The following is a 14429-nucleotide window of genomic DNA, read 5'->3' as shown; positions in this document are numbered from 1 at the left end:
TCGGTATGATTTATGCCGATGCCGTCGCTAGCCTTCTACCCCATGAGTGAGCGAAGCGACCGATTAAAGCAGGCGTTCAAGCGTGCGAAGTTGAAACCGACCGAGGCCGCCGAGCGGTGGGGTTGGAATTACAACACGCTGAAATCGAACCTGAACGGGTCGGTCGACTTCAGCTATCGCGCCGCCCTGAAATATGGCGGACGGCTCAAGGTGCGCGCCGAATGGCTATACGACGGCGCCGAGCCGATGCAGGATTTCGTGAAACCACCGCCGTCGCTCGTCGAGGTGCCTGTGATCTCGTGGGTCAGTGCCGGCCAAATTTCCGACGTCGGGCAGGTCGAGGACATCAGTGAGCTGGAACGCATCACGGTCGAGGGGCTGGGGCCGGGTCAGTTCGTCGCGACCGACGTGAGGGGCGACAGCATGGACCGTGTGTCGCCCGAAGGCTCGCGGATCATCTTCAATGTGCACGATCGCGACCCGATCGCCGGCGGGTACTACGTGTTCTCGCTTCGCGGCGAGACAACGTACAAGCGATATTATGACCAGCCGGTGCAGCGGCTTGAGCCATATTCCACGAACCCGGCAAACCGCCCGATCTATCTTATGGAGGATGGATGGAGCGTCGTCGGCCGCGTCGTCCGGAGCCTGATCGACCTGGACTGAGGGGGACACCATGCGCCGTTTGTTGCTCGCCGCCGCTCTAGCCGTGGCCTTCCCGGCCACCGCGCACGCGAAGATCGTGTTCGCTGCCTATGAAGGCCCCGACGCCATGCAGACAGGCCCCGGTGGAACGAAGGTCGATATGCGCGGCATCGAATTGTGGATGACCGGCGGGCCGCCGCGCCGGTTCCAGATCATCGGGTTCATCACCGATAGTCGGAAAGATCGCCTCCTCGACGGTGATGCCCTCGACAGCCCGGCGATCGCGAAGAAGGCCCGGGAAGTCGGGGGCGAGGCGCTGATCCTCAACACGCAGAGCGAGCGACAGGTTGGAACGGCTATGGGCGGAAACCTCTGGTCGAACGGCACCAGCACGTTCGGCTCGGGCAACAGCGTCGCCGTCAACCGAAAGACCACGCAATTTATCGTGATCCGGTATGTCGAATGAACGCCGGGTATAAAACATATCTTTTTCGCTTGACGCTCTAGGGTACAAAATATACCCCTTCGTTAACCACGAAGGGAGTACCCCATGCCAACCCGCATCGAAGCCCCCGGCTTCTACGACCTGCCGGCGGCGGAATATCACGCCGATCCGTGCAAGCGCCCCTCGGTATCGAGCGGCATCATCAGCACCATCGTCGATCGCACGCTGGCCGATGCGAAGTGGAAGCATCCACGCCTGAACCCCGAGCTTGAGGAGGAGGACCGGACGCAGTTCGACCTCGGCTCGGTCGCGCATGAGCTGCTGCTCGGCAGGGGCTCGGGCATCGTCGTGATCGACGCCGACGATTGGCGCACCAAGGCCGCGAAGGAAGGTCGCGAGGCCGCGATCGCCGCCGGCAGGCAGCCCTGTCTGACGAAGGTGTACGAGCAGGCCGAAGCGATGGCCGCCGCCGCGCGCCAGCAGCTCGCCGACGACGCCGACAACGCCGACGCCTTCACCAACGGCGTGCCCGAACAGGTCGCGATCTGGATGGAGGAGACGTCAGCGGGCGCGATCTACTGCCGCTCGATGATGGACTGGCGGATGAACGCCCGGCCGGCGATCTACGATTACAAGACGTTCGCGCCCGGCCCCGATCCCGACGGGTTCGTGAAATACCTGTTCCGCGAAGCACGCGATGTGCAGGACCCGTTCTATTCGCGCGGCCTCGCCAAGCTGATCGAGTGCGACTGGCGCGACGTCGAGTTCCGGTACGTCGTGCAGGATCCCAAGCCGCCCTACACGCTCGCCGTGATCCAGCTCGACGAGCAGGCGCGCGAGTTCGCGCACGAGCGGACGATGTGGGCGATCGAGCGCTGGGCGAGCGCCGGGCGGGCAGGGCGGTTCGAGGGCTACCGCCCCCGCACGCACTACGTCGCGCCGCCATCCTACGAAATGGTCGCCTGGGCCGCGAAGCGGCAGGCCGACGAGTTCGCCGACGCGCTCGACCAGCGCGCCGCCTGATCTTCACGAGGGAGAGAAACATGGAACCGATTTTGGTGGGGCTGTCGTGCGGGCTGCTCGGTCTGGTGACTGGCGGTATCGCGACGACGTTGATGGCGGGCGACGCGGTGCAGGTTGCGCGGGAGAACGCGGACAAGTGGCACACGCTGTTTAAGCGGGCCGTCGGCGACCTTGGTCGCGTCTGCTGCGAGCGTGACGAGCTGCGCCTCCGCGCCCAGACGGCCGAGCGCAAGATCGAGGAAATGCGCCCGCTGCATGAGATCGGGCAGAAGCGCCATGCGATCGTCCAGAAACGCAATGTGAAAATGCGCGAGCGGCGCCGCGGCGATGACGACGATCTCGTGATCGAGCTGCTGAACGAGGGCCATCCCGTCACGCGCGACGAGGTGATGGGCCTGCTCGGCTGCGACAATCGCCGCGCTGGCTGGCTGCTGAAATCGGTCGGCGCCGTGTCCGATACCGATGAAGTCGGCAAGGTGACGTACACGCTGCCGGCGAAGGCGAAGGCGGCGTGATTACCGCCGAGGACAAGCTCGAAGCGATCCGCCGCGAGATAGCGTTCAGGAAGCGCGTCTATCCGCGCCGGGTCGCCGACGGGAAGATGACGCAGCAACTCGCCGACCGGCAGATCGCGATATTCGAGGCGATCAAGGATGACATGCTCGTTGCGGTCGCAGCGGAGCGGCTGCTGTGATCCGCCGCCTGCTTGGCCTGTGCGAGCATCGCTGGAAGCCGACCCAGCACATCATCACGACGCGTGTTCGCGGCCGCGATTACGAGCCCGATTCTTATTCCCGCATCTCTGAGGTTCGCGAGTGCGAGCACTGCGGCGCGGTTCGGAGTTTTCCCCTGTGACGACATCCTTCAAGCCCGCGCGCCGCGAGAACGTGCCCCTGCTGATCGGCTTCGACGGCGCCAGCGGCTCGGGCAAGACGTATTCCGCGCTGCTGGTCGCCGATGGCATCGCCGGCGAGATCGGCCGCGCGCAGGGTCGCGAAGGGCGCGTGTTCTTCATCGACACCGAGCGCGGCCGCGGGCTGCACTACGCCGACCACTTCCACTTCATGCACGGCGAAATCTCGCCCCCGTTCCGCCCGCAAGCCTATGGCGCGGCGATCAATCAGGCCGAGCAGGCCGGCGCCGACGTGATCGTCATCGACAGTTTCTCGCATGAGCATGAAGGCGAGGGCGGTCTGCGCGAGTGGGCGGCCGAGCTGGAAGCGAACGGCAAGAAGCCGCCGGCAAACTGGATGGAGCCGAAGCTCGCCCACAAGCGCCTGGTCAACCAGATGCTCGCGTCCCGCGCGCACATCATCGTCTGTATGCGCAGCGAGGAGAAGATGCGTGTCGAGGCGGTGCCGCAGTTCGAGCACGACGGCACCACGCCGAAGATGTGGAAGGGCAAGCAGTCGACGAAGATGGTCATCACGCCATCGTCCGAGCTGCCCATGCTCGAGCGCTGGGTGCCGATCTGCGAGAAGCGGTTCCCGTTTGAAATCACGACGTCGATGTTGCTCGCCCCCGACAACCCCGGCGTCCCCATCCCCCGAAAGCTGCAGGAACAGCACCGGCCCTTTTTCCCCGAGGGTAGGAGGATCGGCCGCGAGGCTGGTGTGAAGCTGGCACGCTGGGCGATGGGCGGGGCCGCGCAGGATGCCCCTCCGCAGCGCGGCCCCGGCGACTTTTCCGAGCAGCTGACGAAGCTGCGCGAGATCGCGCGACCGGGGAACATGCAGGCGCTGCAGGAGGAATGGCAGGCGATGGGCTCCGAGGCGCGCAAGGCGCTCGCCGACGAGCTGCCCGCGCTGAAAGCCGCCGCGACCGAGCAAACCGACACCGATGGAGGCGATTACGATGGCGTCTGAGAACCGGCAGTATGTTTCGGTCCTGTTCAAGCCGTGGGACCGGCGCACCTACACCTATCACAACGACGGCGAGCGCGTGGCCGAGGGCGACGAGGTTGTCGTCTCGACCGATCGCGGCCCTGCCGTGGTAACGGTCGCATCGACCAGCGACCGCGCGCCGTCGTTCGATACCAAGCCGATCGTCGGCAAGCATCGCCCGATCGAGGCTAGCGAGGTTGCGACCGATGGCGTCTGAACCCCTGAACGGCGTCGCGATGACGCCATTCGACCAGCTGCGTGCGACGGTGCGCGAGGGCTACACAACCTCGCTCGACGCGCTGCTCGATACCGTCGTGTCGCAGTTCCTCATGGCGAACGATCAGCGCATCGCCCTGCTCGATGCGGTGCAGTTCACCGTGTTCGTCGCGGCGATCAAGTCGGCCGAGCTGGCGGGCATCGACGCGGCCGATCGCGGCGCGATGGCGCGCCACCTCGCCGACATGCAGCGCGCGATCGAGCGCGACGTGCCGCGCATGGTGAACGAGTTCGTCGACGCGGTGAAGGCGGGAGGTGGGCAGTGAGCGACATCCCCGAATATCCGCTGCAATGGCCCGAGGCGGTGCCGCGCACCACGCAGCGCGTGACGTCGCAGTTCAAGACGACGCTGCACGCCGCGCTCGCGAACGTCGACAAGGCACTGCGCGCGTTCGCCAAGGATAGCGGCAAGCAGGTGACGGGCATCGTCCTGTCATCGAACGTCGGCGGCCTCTCGCTCAAGGCGCCCGCCGATCCTGGCGTCGCCGCTTGGTTCACATGGGACGGCGAACAGCGTTGCATCGCGGTCGACCGCTACCCGAAGCCGCAGGACAACCTGCAGGCGATCTTCCACATCATCGAGGCGCGCCGAACCGAGATGCGGCACGGCGGCCTGCATGTGGTGCGCCAGACCTTCAAGGGCTTCACCGCGCTCCCCGCGCCCGACGACTGGTTCAAGGTGCTCGGCTTCAAGCCCGGCGCGACCGTCGGCTTGAACGAGGTCGAAGCGGCTTTTCGCAGCCTTGCCAAGAATACCCACCCCGACGCCGGCGGCAGCGCCGCCGCAATGGCCCGTCTCAATTGGGCGCGTGACGAAGCACGCCGCCAGCTCGGAGCACCGCAATGAAAATCACCCGCCTGCAGGCCGAGAACTTCAAGAAGCTCCGCGCCATCGAAATCATTCCCGGCGATGGCGCCGTCGTTCCCATCCGCGGCAAGAACGCGCAGGGCAAGACGTCCGTGCTCGACGCCATCCAGGCGGCGCTCGGCGGTCGCAGCGTCATGCCGAAGAAGCCCGTTCGCTCGGGCGAGGAGGAGGGCGCGATCCGCATCGAGCTCGACGCCGGCGCGATGGTCATCCGCCGTACGTTCGATGCCGAGGGCGGCGGGCAGATCGTCGTCGAGAGCGCCGAGGGCGCGCGCTTCCCCAGCCCGCAGAAGATGCTCGACACGCTCTATGCGTCGGTAGCGTTCGACCCGCTCGCCTTCACCCGCGAGAAGCCCGAGGAGCAGTACCGGCTGCTGCGCAAGCTGGTGAAGCTCGAGATCGACCCCGAGGCGCTCGAAAAGCTGACCGCTGCCGAATATGCCGAGCGTCGCGACGTGAACCGCGACCTCAAGGCCGCGCAGATGACGCTCGACCAGATGCCGGTGCACGAAGGCGTGCCGGCCGAGCCCGTCGACGAGGCGACACTCGACGCGAAGATCGCCGAGGCGGCCGAGCACAACGCGATGCTCGAACGCCGCCGCGCGAACCGCGAGCAGTTTCAGGCAGCGATCGAACGCAACCGCGCGCGCGCCGTCGAACTCCGCGAGGAGGCCGCCCGCCTGATCGAACAGGCCGAGGCGTTCGAGGCGCAGGCCGAGGGCGACGTGAAGAAGCTCGCCGAGGCCGAGGTGCTGCCCGAGCCGATCGACGTCGCCGACGTGCAGCGCGCGCTCGCCGAGGTGCGCGAGACGAACCGGAAGGTGCAGGCGGCGCGCGTGCGGCGGGCACAGGTGAAGCTCGTCGAGAACCTCCGTGCGAAGGCCGATGCGCTCACGGCGAAAATGGACAGCCGCACGAAGCAGATCGCCGATGCGTTCGCCAAGGCCGAAATGCCCGTCGCCGGGTTGTCGTTCGCCGAGGGCGTCGTGCTGTTCAACGGCGAGCCGTTCGACCAGGCAAGCAGCGCCGAGCAGCTGCGCGTTTCTACCGCGATCGGCATGGCCGGCAACCCGAAGCTGCGCGTCATGCTCGTGCGCGACGGCTCGCTGCTCGACGAGGAAGGCGAGAAGATGCTCGCCGAGATGGCCGAGGCGCACGGCTTCCAGCTGTGGGTCGAGGCGGTCGACAGCTCGGGCAAGGTCGGGATCGTGATGGAGGATGGCGCGATCGCCGGTGCCCCCACGCCCGAGCCGATCGACACCGGCCGTCGTCGCAAGAAATCCGCCGAGGATGGGGAGCCGGATCCGGCTGCGTCCCCGCTCGACGGCCAGGGGGAGGAGGTATCGTCGCCCGCTGCTTCCTCTCCCGCTCCCACCCCTCGCGTGGCCGAAAGCCTCTTTGGAGACGACTGACATGCTCGGCGATAACCGCGCCTCCGCGCTCTACAATCACATCCGCTCGCTCGAACGCCTGCAGGAAGCGAAGGACGAGGCCGCCCAGGACTTCAACGAGCGCAAGAAGCTCGCGAAGGAGGATGGCTTCGATACCAACGTGATCGCCGCGATCCTCAAGCGCCGGAAGAACGGCGAGGGCCAGACACAGGCGTTCGACGATCTGCTGCGCGTATACGAGGATGCGATCGAGGAGCAGAAGTCGCTCCCGCTCGACGTACGCGTGTCGGTGGCCGTCCGCGATACCGACGACGTTGCCGGCGACGAGAGCGACGTGCCGTTCGACGCGGACGAGCGGGCAGGGGACACGCTGCAATGACCGACACAACCAAAGCGATCGTTGAGCAGTGCGATCGGGAGGCGGCGCTGCGTCATCGACTGTACACTTCAAGCCTGCCGGAAACGGATTATCGCGCCAAGCGACTGCGCGAGCTCATCTGCTCGGGCGAATGGGACAACAGCAAAACTGTGCTCATTTTTGCAGAGCACCGCATCGAAGCAACCGCCACACTGGCAGCGCGTGTAGAGGCGCTTGAGGCGAGCAATGCCACGGCGGCTGAAGCGCTTGACCTAGTGACCGGTTCGCTCCGGTTTGATCGTGAGGACGATCTGAATCGAGAAGTCCTGCGTCGCGTCACAGCCGCCCGCGCCACTCTCACCAATGAGCCGAAGCCGTGAGCGCCCGAGAAGGTCCGCACGTCACTGTCCGCGCCTCCTGCTTCGGCTGTCGGCACGAACGGAGCGTCAGCTACCGCGTCCAAGGGGACAGCGGTTCAGACATCTACTGTGACCACCCCGATCGAGGCGGCAAGCGCGTCGGCGATACCCGATGGAATACGCCGGATTGGTGCCCGGTCGCCGACCTGCCCGCTCTCCGCGCCCATCTCAACAAGGACAAGCACCATGCAGGATAGAAGCGATCCGTCGGTCGAAGTTTTGCGCAACTTAGCCGACACGTTGTCAGTCGTTCCCGACGATACCCACGATAAGGCGTATTTCGGATTGGACATGCGGCACGGCGACGCCCGGACAATTCGCAGTGCCATCCTTGCAGTCCTCGCCGCCCCGCCAGTCGAGCAGCACCGCGCTTCAACCCCTACGGTGGGGCGGGAGGTGGAAGTTGCCCGCATCCTCGCGTTGTCGGATGACGAGATCATGGCGGAGGCAGACGCCAGCGACGTGGCATGGGCACGCGCCTTCAAGTTAGGATTGGCGCTCGGCGAGAAGGCCGCAGCAAATCCCGTTCGCGAAGCCCTCGCATGGTATGGTGAGCAGGCTCGTCTTTGCCGCTTGATCCATAGCGAAGGAGACGCAGGACGACAGGCGCTTGCAGCAGATGGCGGAAAGCGAGCCGACGCCATCCTCGCCCTTCACCCGCCCGCTATGGGGGAGGTGGAACAGGCATGATGCGCGCTCACGGCAAGACCGCTGATGGTCGCCCACTACTAATTGTGGGCTTGGAGGCGGGGAATATAGACCGGCTAAAAAATGGCCAGCCAATCCGCTTTAACATGGCGGATCACGGAATCACTGGCGAGTGTATCATCGTCTACGGCGAAACGGCAGAGGATTGCGCTCGCCAGTTTACGCCAGTCGTCGACCTGAAGCCGCAAGGGAGGGCCTGACCGTGCTTAAGCCAATCTTATGCCTTGATTTCGACGGCGTTATCCACAGCTATACTAGCGGGTGGCAGGGCGCTGGCATCGCCGCTGATCCGCCAGTTGCGGGCACCCTGGAATATCTGGTTGAGGCGACCAAGCACTATCGCGTGATGGTGTATTCGTCCCGATCCAAATCGCTCGCCGGGCGGCGCGCCATGCGTCGCTACATCCGCGAACATTTCAACGTGCCACTAACGTTCAGCCCTGTTCATGACGTTGATTGGCTTCATGAGGCCATACGGTTTCCTTGGTTTAAGCCGCCCGCACTGCTGACCATTGATGACCGGGCGCTGACCTTTACCGGAAACTGGTTGGACTTTGCGCCTGAAAAATTGCGCCGGTTCCAGCCATGGAACAAGCGCCCCGCCACCCTCTCCACCGAACAGGTGGGCCATGACTGACCTATCGCTGCTGACCGTGACTGACCTATCGCCGCTGACCTTCGCCGGCACTGTCGACCAGTGGCTCGCATATCGCGCGCGGCTGACCGCGCTCGGCTCGATCGCGCGCAGCACCTATGCCAACCAGGCGAAGATCGGCCGCGCGCTGTGCGTGCAGCTCGGCGATATCCCGCTCGCCGGCCTGCGCAAGAGCCATATCGACGTGTACGCCGCTGCCCGGCTGCAGACGTGCGCCGCGATCACGGTGCACGAGGAGGTCGCGCTGCTCGCGCAGATCCTGACGTGGGCGATCGACGAGCGGCTGCTCGCGGATCGGCCTCGGATGCCAATCGTGAGCGTACCGAACATCGAGCGCCCGCTGCCCGGCGACGAGGATTTCGCGTGGTATCTGCGCACGCTGCCGGCGCGCCACGCCGACGCGCTCGAGTTCATGCTGTTGACCGGCCTCGCGCCGCACGAGCTCGAACGCCTGCAGGTGCGTGACGCGACGACTGACGCGATCGCCATCGGTGGCCGGCCCGACTTTCAGGTGAAGCGCGAGAGCCGCCGCCGCGAGGTGCCGCTGAACCGCACCGCGCGCGCCATCTGGATTCGCGCGACGCTCGGCCGCGCGCTCGACGCGCACCCGTTCCCGACGGTCGCGGCGATGCAGAAGGCCATGCGTCGCCACTTCCTCGACCGCGACGACGCACCGCCGGCCGCGGACGGCCTCACGCCGAAGATGATGCGCAAATGGTTCGCGTCGCGGATCGCGCACGGCCACAGCGAGGCGCTGCTGCAGACGCTGCTCGGCCACGCGCCGGGATCGCCCGTCACGCGCCGCCACTATGTCCGCACCAGTCAGGCCGAGCGCCGCGCCGCCGTCGAGGAGGTCTGGATTCCGTGAAGGCCGAGCGGCTCTCGACCCTGCCGGACTGGCCCGCGCGCATGACGGCCGACGTCGCCTGTCTCTATATGGGACAGAGCCAGTCGTCGTTCCTTGCGCGCTATCGCCAGCACGGCAGAAAAGAGGGCTCGAACGTCTATTGGTCGCGCGCGCAGCTCGACCGCCTCATTGCCAACCAGTTCGGAATGTCCCAGCCTCTCGCGCTCGCCAGAGAGGAAGATAGGTCGTGGGACGACTTACTTTGAAGAACGTCAAGCCCATCAACGGGCTGCTCTATTTCCGCCGGAAGGTCGCCGGGAAAGACACCTATCATCGGCTCCCACCGATCGACCATCCGGACTTCGCCGCCGAATATGCGCGGCTGTCCACGTCGGCACCCGAACGGGTCGGCCCCGCCGCCGGCACGCTGGGATGGCTGGTGGTCGATTATCGTGGCAGCACCGAATGGAAGGCCAAGAGCCTCCGCACGCGCACGAACCAGTCGCGCTATCTCGACATGATCGCCGAGGTTCACGGACACCGGACGATTGCCGGCGTGCGCCCGGTGGCGTTGTTCAAGATGCGCGACGCCTATGCCGAGACGCCGGGCAAGGCGAACGTCTGGCTGTCCGTGTTCGGATCGCTGATGCGTCACGCGATCAAGCTCGGGCTGCGCGACGACAACCCGGCCGACAAGGTGCCAATCCTGAAAACGGGAGAGCACGAACCCTGGCCGGCCGACCTGCTGCGCGTGGCGATCGAGGCGGCCACACCGATGACACGGCTCGCGATCATCACCGGCCTCTGCTCGGGCCAGCGAATCGGCGACTGCATCCGTATGCAATATGGCTGGGTGCGCGACGGCATCATGGACTTCACCCAACAGAAGGTGCGGCGCGGCGGCGTCACCAAGCACGTCGCGATCCCGATGCATCCGCTATGGCTGGACGAGCTGGCGCGCCTTCCACGCCGATCGGTGACGCTGCTGTATGAGCGCACCGGCGCGCCGTTCAAGACGACTGCCGCCCTGCAGGAACGGCTCCGCGCGTTGATGGCGAAGGACGAGGTGCGCGAGGTGCTCGCCGACCTGCGCGCCCGAGAGATGATCGCCGAGGACGCGACATTCACGTTCCACGGTCTGCGCAAGAACGCCTGCTGCTACCTAGTCGAGCTGGGCCTGAGTGATACCGAAGTCGGCTCGATGCTGGGCATGTCGCCCGAGATGGTGCGCCACTACAGCAAGCGCGCGCGGGCGTTGATGGTCGCCCGCGGCATCGCCGATCGCGTGGCCGGGGGTAAAATCGTGGCGCTGGCGGGGGTAAACGCAGCCGGGCGTATCGTCGGAAACGGCTGATTTCTGCCGATGGTGACCCCTACGGGAATCGAACCCGTGCTTCAGCCGTGAAAGGGCCGCGTCCTAACCGCTAGACGAAGGGGCCGTCCGGGTGGCGATGCCCGTACGGCAGGCAGCGGGCGGCGGTCAAGGGGGTTTGGCGGCTCAATCGGCCCATGCAGCGTCGTCGATATGCAGTTCGGCGGCGGGGCGCGATCCCCAGTCGTCGCGGCGCGCGCGCCCGGCGAGCCACAGGCGGCGGTGCGGCGGCGTGCCGAGCAGCGCGGCGCCGAGCGCGGTATCGGCCTGGCGAAAGCCCACCGCCTTGAGGCTGCGGCCGTCCTCGCCGACCGCGATCACGCGGACATGGCCATTGCCGACGCGGTCGGCCTTGACGATGCGCACGGGGCCAACGGCGACGCGCGGTTGCGGCCAGCCCATGCCATAGGGTCCACCGACCTCGAGCGCCTCGACCAGATCGACGCACACGCCGCCGGGTGCCAGTACCGCGTCGACCAGCAGCGCGCGCTCGCCCTGCGCCACCCGCACGCGCTCGGCGAGCCTCTCCTCCAGAAAGGCGGTCAAATCCCCGATCCGGTCCGCCGCGATCGTCGCACCAGCGGCCATCGCGTGGCCACCGCCCGCCAGCAGCAGCCCGACGTCCTTGGCGGCGAGGACTGCCGCTCCCAGATCGACGCCGGGGATCGAGCGCCCCGAACCCTTGGCGATGCCCGCTTCGTCGATCGCAAACACCAGCGCGGGGCGGCCGAGCCGTTCCTTCAGGCGGCCCGCGACGATGCCAATGACGCCGGGGTGCCAGCCCTCGGCAGCGACGAGCGTGACGGCACGGTCGGTCTGGGCGTCGGCCAGCGTGTCGGCGAGCGCCTGCACCTCGCCCTCGATCGCACGGCGTTCCTCGTTCAGCCGGTCGAGTTCCTCGGCGATACCGCGTGCCTCGTGCGCGTCGGTGGCTGTGAGCAGGCGCACGCCCAGATCGGCGCGCCCGACGCGCCCGCCAGCATTGATGCGCGGCCCGAGCGCGAAGCCCAGGTCGCTGCATACCGGCGCGCGCGTGAGCCGCGACGCTTCGATCAGCGCGGCCAGTCCAATATTGCGGCGGCCCGCCATTACCTTCAGGCCCTGCGCCACGAAGGCGCGATTGAGCCCCTTGAGCGCGGCGACATCGGCGACGGTGCCAAGCGCCACGATATCGAGCAGGTCGATGAGACGCGGCTCGGGCCGTTCGGGCGAGAAGTGCCCGCGCGCACGCAGCGTGCGCAGCAGCGCCGCGCCGAGCAGAAATGCCATGCCGACGGCGGCGAGGTGCCCGTGCGCGGCGCCTTCGCCTTCGTCCACCCGGTTGGGATTGACGATCGCCAGCGCGTGCGGAAGCGCGCTCGAGCATTTGTGGTGATCGACGACGATCACCTCGATGCCGGCGTCGCGCGCTGCGTCGAGCGCCTCGAACGCCTGCGCGCCGCAATCGACGGTGACGATCAGCGTCGCGCCCTCGCGCCCCAGCCGCACCAGCGCCTCGCCCGAGGGGCCGTAGCCCTCCATGAGCCGATCGGGGATGTAGGGGCGGGCAGCGAGCCCGAGGTCGCGCAGCAGCAGCACCATGAGCGCCGCCGAGGTAGCGCCGTCGACATCGTAATCGCCGAAGATCGCGACCTGCTCGCCCGCCTGCACGGCATCGGCAAGCCGTTCGGCGGCCTTGTCCATGTCACGGAAGATCGAAGGATCGGGCATGAATGCGCGGATCGATGGCGCACGGTGCGCATCGAGTGCATCGCGCGGGCAGCCGCGCGCCAGCAGCAGCCGCGTCACCAGATCGTCGGGCGCGAAGCCGCTGTCGAGCGTATCGCCGGCAAGCCCGCGCCAATGCCAGGGCTGGCCGAGGATCGATTGCGATACGTTGCAGACGGGCGACATCGTGGGTTCGATAGCGTGACGTCGCGCATCGGGCTAGGGTGCGGCAGCCTCGCTTCGAGCGGAGGTTGGCAAACGCTCTTACCACGGTTTCGCGCCAGCCGCCTGCTTGCCACAGCCGCGTTGGTGAGGTCTACGTAACTCGCATGACCGCGCTCTATGACTCGATCGGCGTCAACTACGCCGCGTTGCGACGCCCGGATGAGCGGATCGCCGCGCAGCTTCACCGCGCGCTTGGTAGCTCTGGAAAAATCCTCAATGTCGGCGCCGGAACCGGATCGTACGAGCCTTTCGATCGGCAGGTCACGGCGGTCGAACCTTCGATCGAGATGATCCGCAAGCGTCCGGCCATGGCAGCCCCCTGCGTGCAGGCGAGTGCAGAAAGCCTGCCGTTCGACGACGGGACGTTCGACGCCGCGATGGCGGTGCTCACGATCCATCACTGGGCGGACAAGGCTACCGGATTGCGCGAGATGCGGCGCGTCACCAAGGGGCCGATCGTGCTGCTGACCTTCGATCCGGCGCATCGCCCATGGCTCACCGATTATTTCCCCGAGCTCGCCACGCTCGACGAACGCCAGATGCCGAGCATGGCGCAATATGGCGAGTGGCTGGGGTCGGTCGCGATCGAGCCCGTGGCGGTGCCGCATGACTGCACCGACGGATTTCTCTACGCCTATTGGCGCCGGCCAGAGGCCTATCTCGACCCCTGGATCCGCTCGGGAAGCTCGTCATTCTGGTCATTGCAGAGCGTCGACGAAGGTTTGGCGCGCCTGAAACGCGACCATGAAAGCGGAGAATGGGACCGCAGATACGGCCACCTCCGCGACCTCGACTTTTATGACGCAGGGTATCGACTGGTGGTGAGCCCCCCGGCCTGAGCCGGTCCGCCAAGCGTTGGTCGCCGTTCGCCAGCTTGCGCGTGCGCTACCCCTTGACGAAGCGGCCCCACGGGTTCTCGCGAAACCATTTCGTGAAGATGTACTTCGTGCCCCGCACCACCGCCATGCCCTCATGCAGCGTGTCGGGATTGGGGCTGCCATCGGCGGCCATGTTGTTCCAGATCAGCAACATGCGCTTGCGCGGTGGGATGCGGATGCCGACCTTGGGAAACCAGGTGGCGCCGCCTTCCTCGACATCGTTGAGATAGGCCATCGCCGTCCAAGTGCGCTGGCCGCCTTCGCGCTGCATCGCGGGCCAATAGGGTTCGCTCTCGTGGAAATAGTCGTGATGCGCGCGGAACTGCTGGCCGGGGGCGTAGCGCTGGCCCTGCATTGTCTCGCCGCGCGGCATGTCGATGCCCATCAGTTCGCACACGCGCCGCTCGATCGGCTCGATAATCGGCGATCCGCGCGTCATGTCGCAGCTTTCGCTGGTGCGGAAGCTCGGATCGGACGATTGCGACAGCAATGTCGAGGGACGGCGCCCCTTGTCGATCACCGCGATCAGCGTTTCGCATTCCTCGTCGGTAAGGAAATCGAGGTGATAATAGACCTGTGCCGCCTCGATATCGACGCGCGTCACGCCGGGGGCGGCGTCGAGCCGTGCGGTCACGCTCTCGCCGATCTGCCGGCGGAGCGGCGAGGGGGTGCCGGGCGTCTTCGCTTTGGTAGCCATGCGCGCGAAACTGCCCCAGCATGGACGCAAAG

At 66.4% G+C, this 14429-nt stretch carries 20 protein-coding genes and 1 tRNA gene; 18 read left to right on the top strand and 3 right to left on the bottom strand.

Annotated elements, in window-relative coordinates; all coding sequences use genetic code 11:
- The first annotated feature begins 42 nt into the window (after positions 1-42).
- The 17 genes from FBR43_RS07090 (at position 43) to FBR43_RS07010 (ending at position 10872) form a co-directional block, all read left to right on the top strand.
- On the top strand, positions 43-666 hold the full coding sequence (locus FBR43_RS07090) for a S24 family peptidase (RefSeq protein ID WP_212611902.1): 624 nt from the start codon (positions 43-45) through the stop codon (positions 664-666).
- Positions 667-676: 10 nt separating this feature from the next.
- Positions 677-1111: a hypothetical protein gene (locus FBR43_RS07085; protein WP_136942496.1), complete on the top strand. Its 435-nt coding sequence runs from the start codon at positions 677-679 to the stop codon at positions 1109-1111.
- A gap of 84 nt (positions 1112-1195) precedes the next feature.
- Entirely contained in the window at positions 1196-2113 is a 918-nt protein-coding gene (locus FBR43_RS07080; protein WP_136942495.1) for a PD-(D/E)XK nuclease-like domain-containing protein, read from the top strand.
- Between the two features lie 20 nt (positions 2114-2133).
- Positions 2134-2628, top strand: coding sequence for a hypothetical protein (locus FBR43_RS07075; protein ID WP_136942494.1), 495 nt, complete (start codon positions 2134-2136; stop codon positions 2626-2628).
- The gene (locus FBR43_RS07070; RefSeq protein ID WP_136942493.1) at positions 2625-2807 is read left to right on the top strand and encodes a hypothetical protein; all 183 of its coding nucleotides are present in this window, start codon (positions 2625-2627) and stop codon (positions 2805-2807) included. The genes FBR43_RS07075 and FBR43_RS07070 overlap by 4 nt, the downstream gene beginning before the upstream one ends.
- A 121-nt stretch (positions 2808-2928) precedes the next feature.
- Entirely contained in the window at positions 2929-3978 is a 1050-nt protein-coding gene (locus FBR43_RS07065) for an AAA family ATPase (RefSeq protein ID WP_136942492.1), read from the top strand.
- On the top strand, positions 3968-4213 hold the full coding sequence (locus FBR43_RS07060; protein WP_136942491.1) for a hypothetical protein: 246 nt from the start codon (positions 3968-3970) through the stop codon (positions 4211-4213). Before FBR43_RS07065 ends, FBR43_RS07060 begins: the two co-directional genes overlap by 11 nt.
- The gene (locus tag FBR43_RS07055) at positions 4203-4538 is read left to right on the top strand and encodes a hypothetical protein (protein ID WP_136942490.1); all 336 of its coding nucleotides are present in this window, start codon (positions 4203-4205) and stop codon (positions 4536-4538) included. The genes FBR43_RS07060 and FBR43_RS07055 overlap by 11 nt, the downstream gene beginning before the upstream one ends.
- The gene (locus tag FBR43_RS07050; protein WP_136942489.1) at positions 4535-5119 is read left to right on the top strand and encodes a J domain-containing protein; all 585 of its coding nucleotides are present in this window, start codon (positions 4535-4537) and stop codon (positions 5117-5119) included. The genes FBR43_RS07055 and FBR43_RS07050 overlap by 4 nt, the downstream gene beginning before the upstream one ends.
- Positions 5116-6552 (top strand): AAA family ATPase, encoded by a 1437-nt coding sequence (locus tag FBR43_RS07045; RefSeq protein WP_136942488.1) that lies wholly within the window; start codon positions 5116-5118, stop codon positions 6550-6552. Before FBR43_RS07050 ends, FBR43_RS07045 begins: the two co-directional genes overlap by 4 nt.
- Before the next feature lies 1 nt (position 6553).
- On the top strand, positions 6554-6910 hold the full coding sequence (locus FBR43_RS16105) for a GapR family DNA-binding domain-containing protein (protein ID WP_169542524.1): 357 nt from the start codon (positions 6554-6556) through the stop codon (positions 6908-6910).
- A complete protein-coding gene (locus tag FBR43_RS07035) occupies positions 6907-7269 on the top strand; it encodes a hypothetical protein (protein ID WP_136942486.1) in 363 nt (120 codons plus the stop codon). The genes FBR43_RS16105 and FBR43_RS07035 overlap by 4 nt, the downstream gene beginning before the upstream one ends.
- A gap of 225 nt (positions 7270-7494) precedes the next feature.
- Positions 7495-7998 carry a hypothetical protein gene (locus tag FBR43_RS07030; RefSeq protein ID WP_136942485.1) on the top strand — a complete coding sequence of 168 codons (504 nt, stop codon included), beginning with the start codon at positions 7495-7497 and terminating at the stop codon, positions 7996-7998.
- Between the two features lie 220 nt (positions 7999-8218).
- Positions 8219-8653, top strand: a complete 435-nt coding sequence (locus FBR43_RS07025) for a hypothetical protein (RefSeq protein ID WP_136942484.1) — start codon at positions 8219-8221, stop codon at positions 8651-8653.
- On the top strand, positions 8646-9539 hold the full coding sequence (locus tag FBR43_RS07020) for a tyrosine-type recombinase/integrase (protein ID WP_136942483.1): 894 nt from the start codon (positions 8646-8648) through the stop codon (positions 9537-9539). Before FBR43_RS07025 ends, FBR43_RS07020 begins: the two co-directional genes overlap by 8 nt.
- The gene (locus FBR43_RS07015) at positions 9536-9784 is read left to right on the top strand and encodes a hypothetical protein (RefSeq protein WP_136942482.1); all 249 of its coding nucleotides are present in this window, start codon (positions 9536-9538) and stop codon (positions 9782-9784) included. The genes FBR43_RS07020 and FBR43_RS07015 overlap by 4 nt, the downstream gene beginning before the upstream one ends.
- Complete coding sequence (locus FBR43_RS07010; RefSeq protein ID WP_249276490.1) at positions 9766-10872, top strand: site-specific integrase; 1107 nt, start codon at positions 9766-9768, stop codon at positions 10870-10872. The genes FBR43_RS07015 and FBR43_RS07010 overlap by 19 nt, the downstream gene beginning before the upstream one ends.
- A gap of 10 nt (positions 10873-10882) precedes the next feature.
- Here FBR43_RS07010 and FBR43_RS07005 read toward each other — a convergent pair.
- Both FBR43_RS07005 and recJ read right to left on the bottom strand, forming a co-directional pair.
- Positions 10883-10957: transfer RNA gene (locus FBR43_RS07005), tRNA-Glu, on the bottom strand.
- Between the two features lie 59 nt (positions 10958-11016).
- Positions 11017-12783: a single-stranded-DNA-specific exonuclease RecJ gene (recJ, locus tag FBR43_RS07000; RefSeq protein ID WP_136942480.1), complete on the bottom strand. Its 1767-nt coding sequence runs from the start codon at positions 12781-12783 to the stop codon at positions 11017-11019.
- A gap of 38 nt (positions 12784-12821) precedes the next feature.
- Here recJ and FBR43_RS06995 point away from each other — a divergent pair, with 38 nt between their 5' ends.
- Entirely contained in the window at positions 12822-13661 is an 840-nt protein-coding gene (locus FBR43_RS06995) for a class I SAM-dependent methyltransferase (protein WP_249276489.1), read from the top strand.
- A gap of 46 nt (positions 13662-13707) precedes the next feature.
- Here FBR43_RS06995 and FBR43_RS06990 read toward each other — a convergent pair whose 3' ends face one another.
- The gene (locus FBR43_RS06990) at positions 13708-14397 is read right to left on the bottom strand and encodes a prolyl hydroxylase family protein (RefSeq protein ID WP_136942478.1); all 690 of its coding nucleotides are present in this window, start codon (positions 14395-14397) and stop codon (positions 13708-13710) included.
- Positions 14398-14429: the final 32 nt, after the last annotated feature.

Origin of the sequence: Sphingomonas baiyangensis (assembly GCF_005144715.1) — a bacterium.
Classification (GTDB): Bacteria; Pseudomonadota; Alphaproteobacteria; order Sphingomonadales; family Sphingomonadaceae; genus Sphingomonas; species Sphingomonas baiyangensis.
This window is presented reverse-complemented; position numbering and strand designations above follow the sequence as displayed.

Coding starts and splice junctions, on each gene's coding strand:
- FBR43_RS16105 (WP_169542524.1), top strand. CDS start 6,554: ATGCTCGGCGATAACCGCGCCTCCGCGCTCTACAATCACATCCGCTCG.
- FBR43_RS07090 (WP_212611902.1), top strand. CDS start 43: ATGAGTGAGCGAAGCGACCGATTAAAGCAGGCGTTCAAGCGTGCGAAG.
- FBR43_RS07045 (WP_136942488.1), top strand. CDS start 5,116: ATGAAAATCACCCGCCTGCAGGCCGAGAACTTCAAGAAGCTCCGCGCC.
- FBR43_RS07035 (WP_136942486.1), top strand. CDS start 6,907: ATGACCGACACAACCAAAGCGATCGTTGAGCAGTGCGATCGGGAGGCG.
- FBR43_RS07060 (WP_136942491.1), top strand. CDS start 3,968: ATGGCGTCTGAGAACCGGCAGTATGTTTCGGTCCTGTTCAAGCCGTGG.
- FBR43_RS06990 (WP_136942478.1), bottom strand. CDS start 14,397: ATGGCTACCAAAGCGAAGACGCCCGGCACCCCCTCGCCGCTCCGCCGG.
- FBR43_RS07030 (WP_136942485.1), top strand. CDS start 7,495: ATGCAGGATAGAAGCGATCCGTCGGTCGAAGTTTTGCGCAACTTAGCC.
- FBR43_RS07075 (WP_136942494.1), top strand. CDS start 2,134: ATGGAACCGATTTTGGTGGGGCTGTCGTGCGGGCTGCTCGGTCTGGTG.
- FBR43_RS07085 (WP_136942496.1), top strand. CDS start 677: ATGCGCCGTTTGTTGCTCGCCGCCGCTCTAGCCGTGGCCTTCCCGGCC.
- FBR43_RS07020 (WP_136942483.1), top strand. CDS start 8,646: ATGACTGACCTATCGCTGCTGACCGTGACTGACCTATCGCCGCTGACC.
- recJ (WP_136942480.1), bottom strand. CDS start 12,783: ATGTCGCCCGTCTGCAACGTATCGCAATCGATCCTCGGCCAGCCCTGG.
- FBR43_RS07080 (WP_136942495.1), top strand. CDS start 1,196: ATGCCAACCCGCATCGAAGCCCCCGGCTTCTACGACCTGCCGGCGGCG.
- FBR43_RS07055 (WP_136942490.1), top strand. CDS start 4,203: ATGGCGTCTGAACCCCTGAACGGCGTCGCGATGACGCCATTCGACCAG.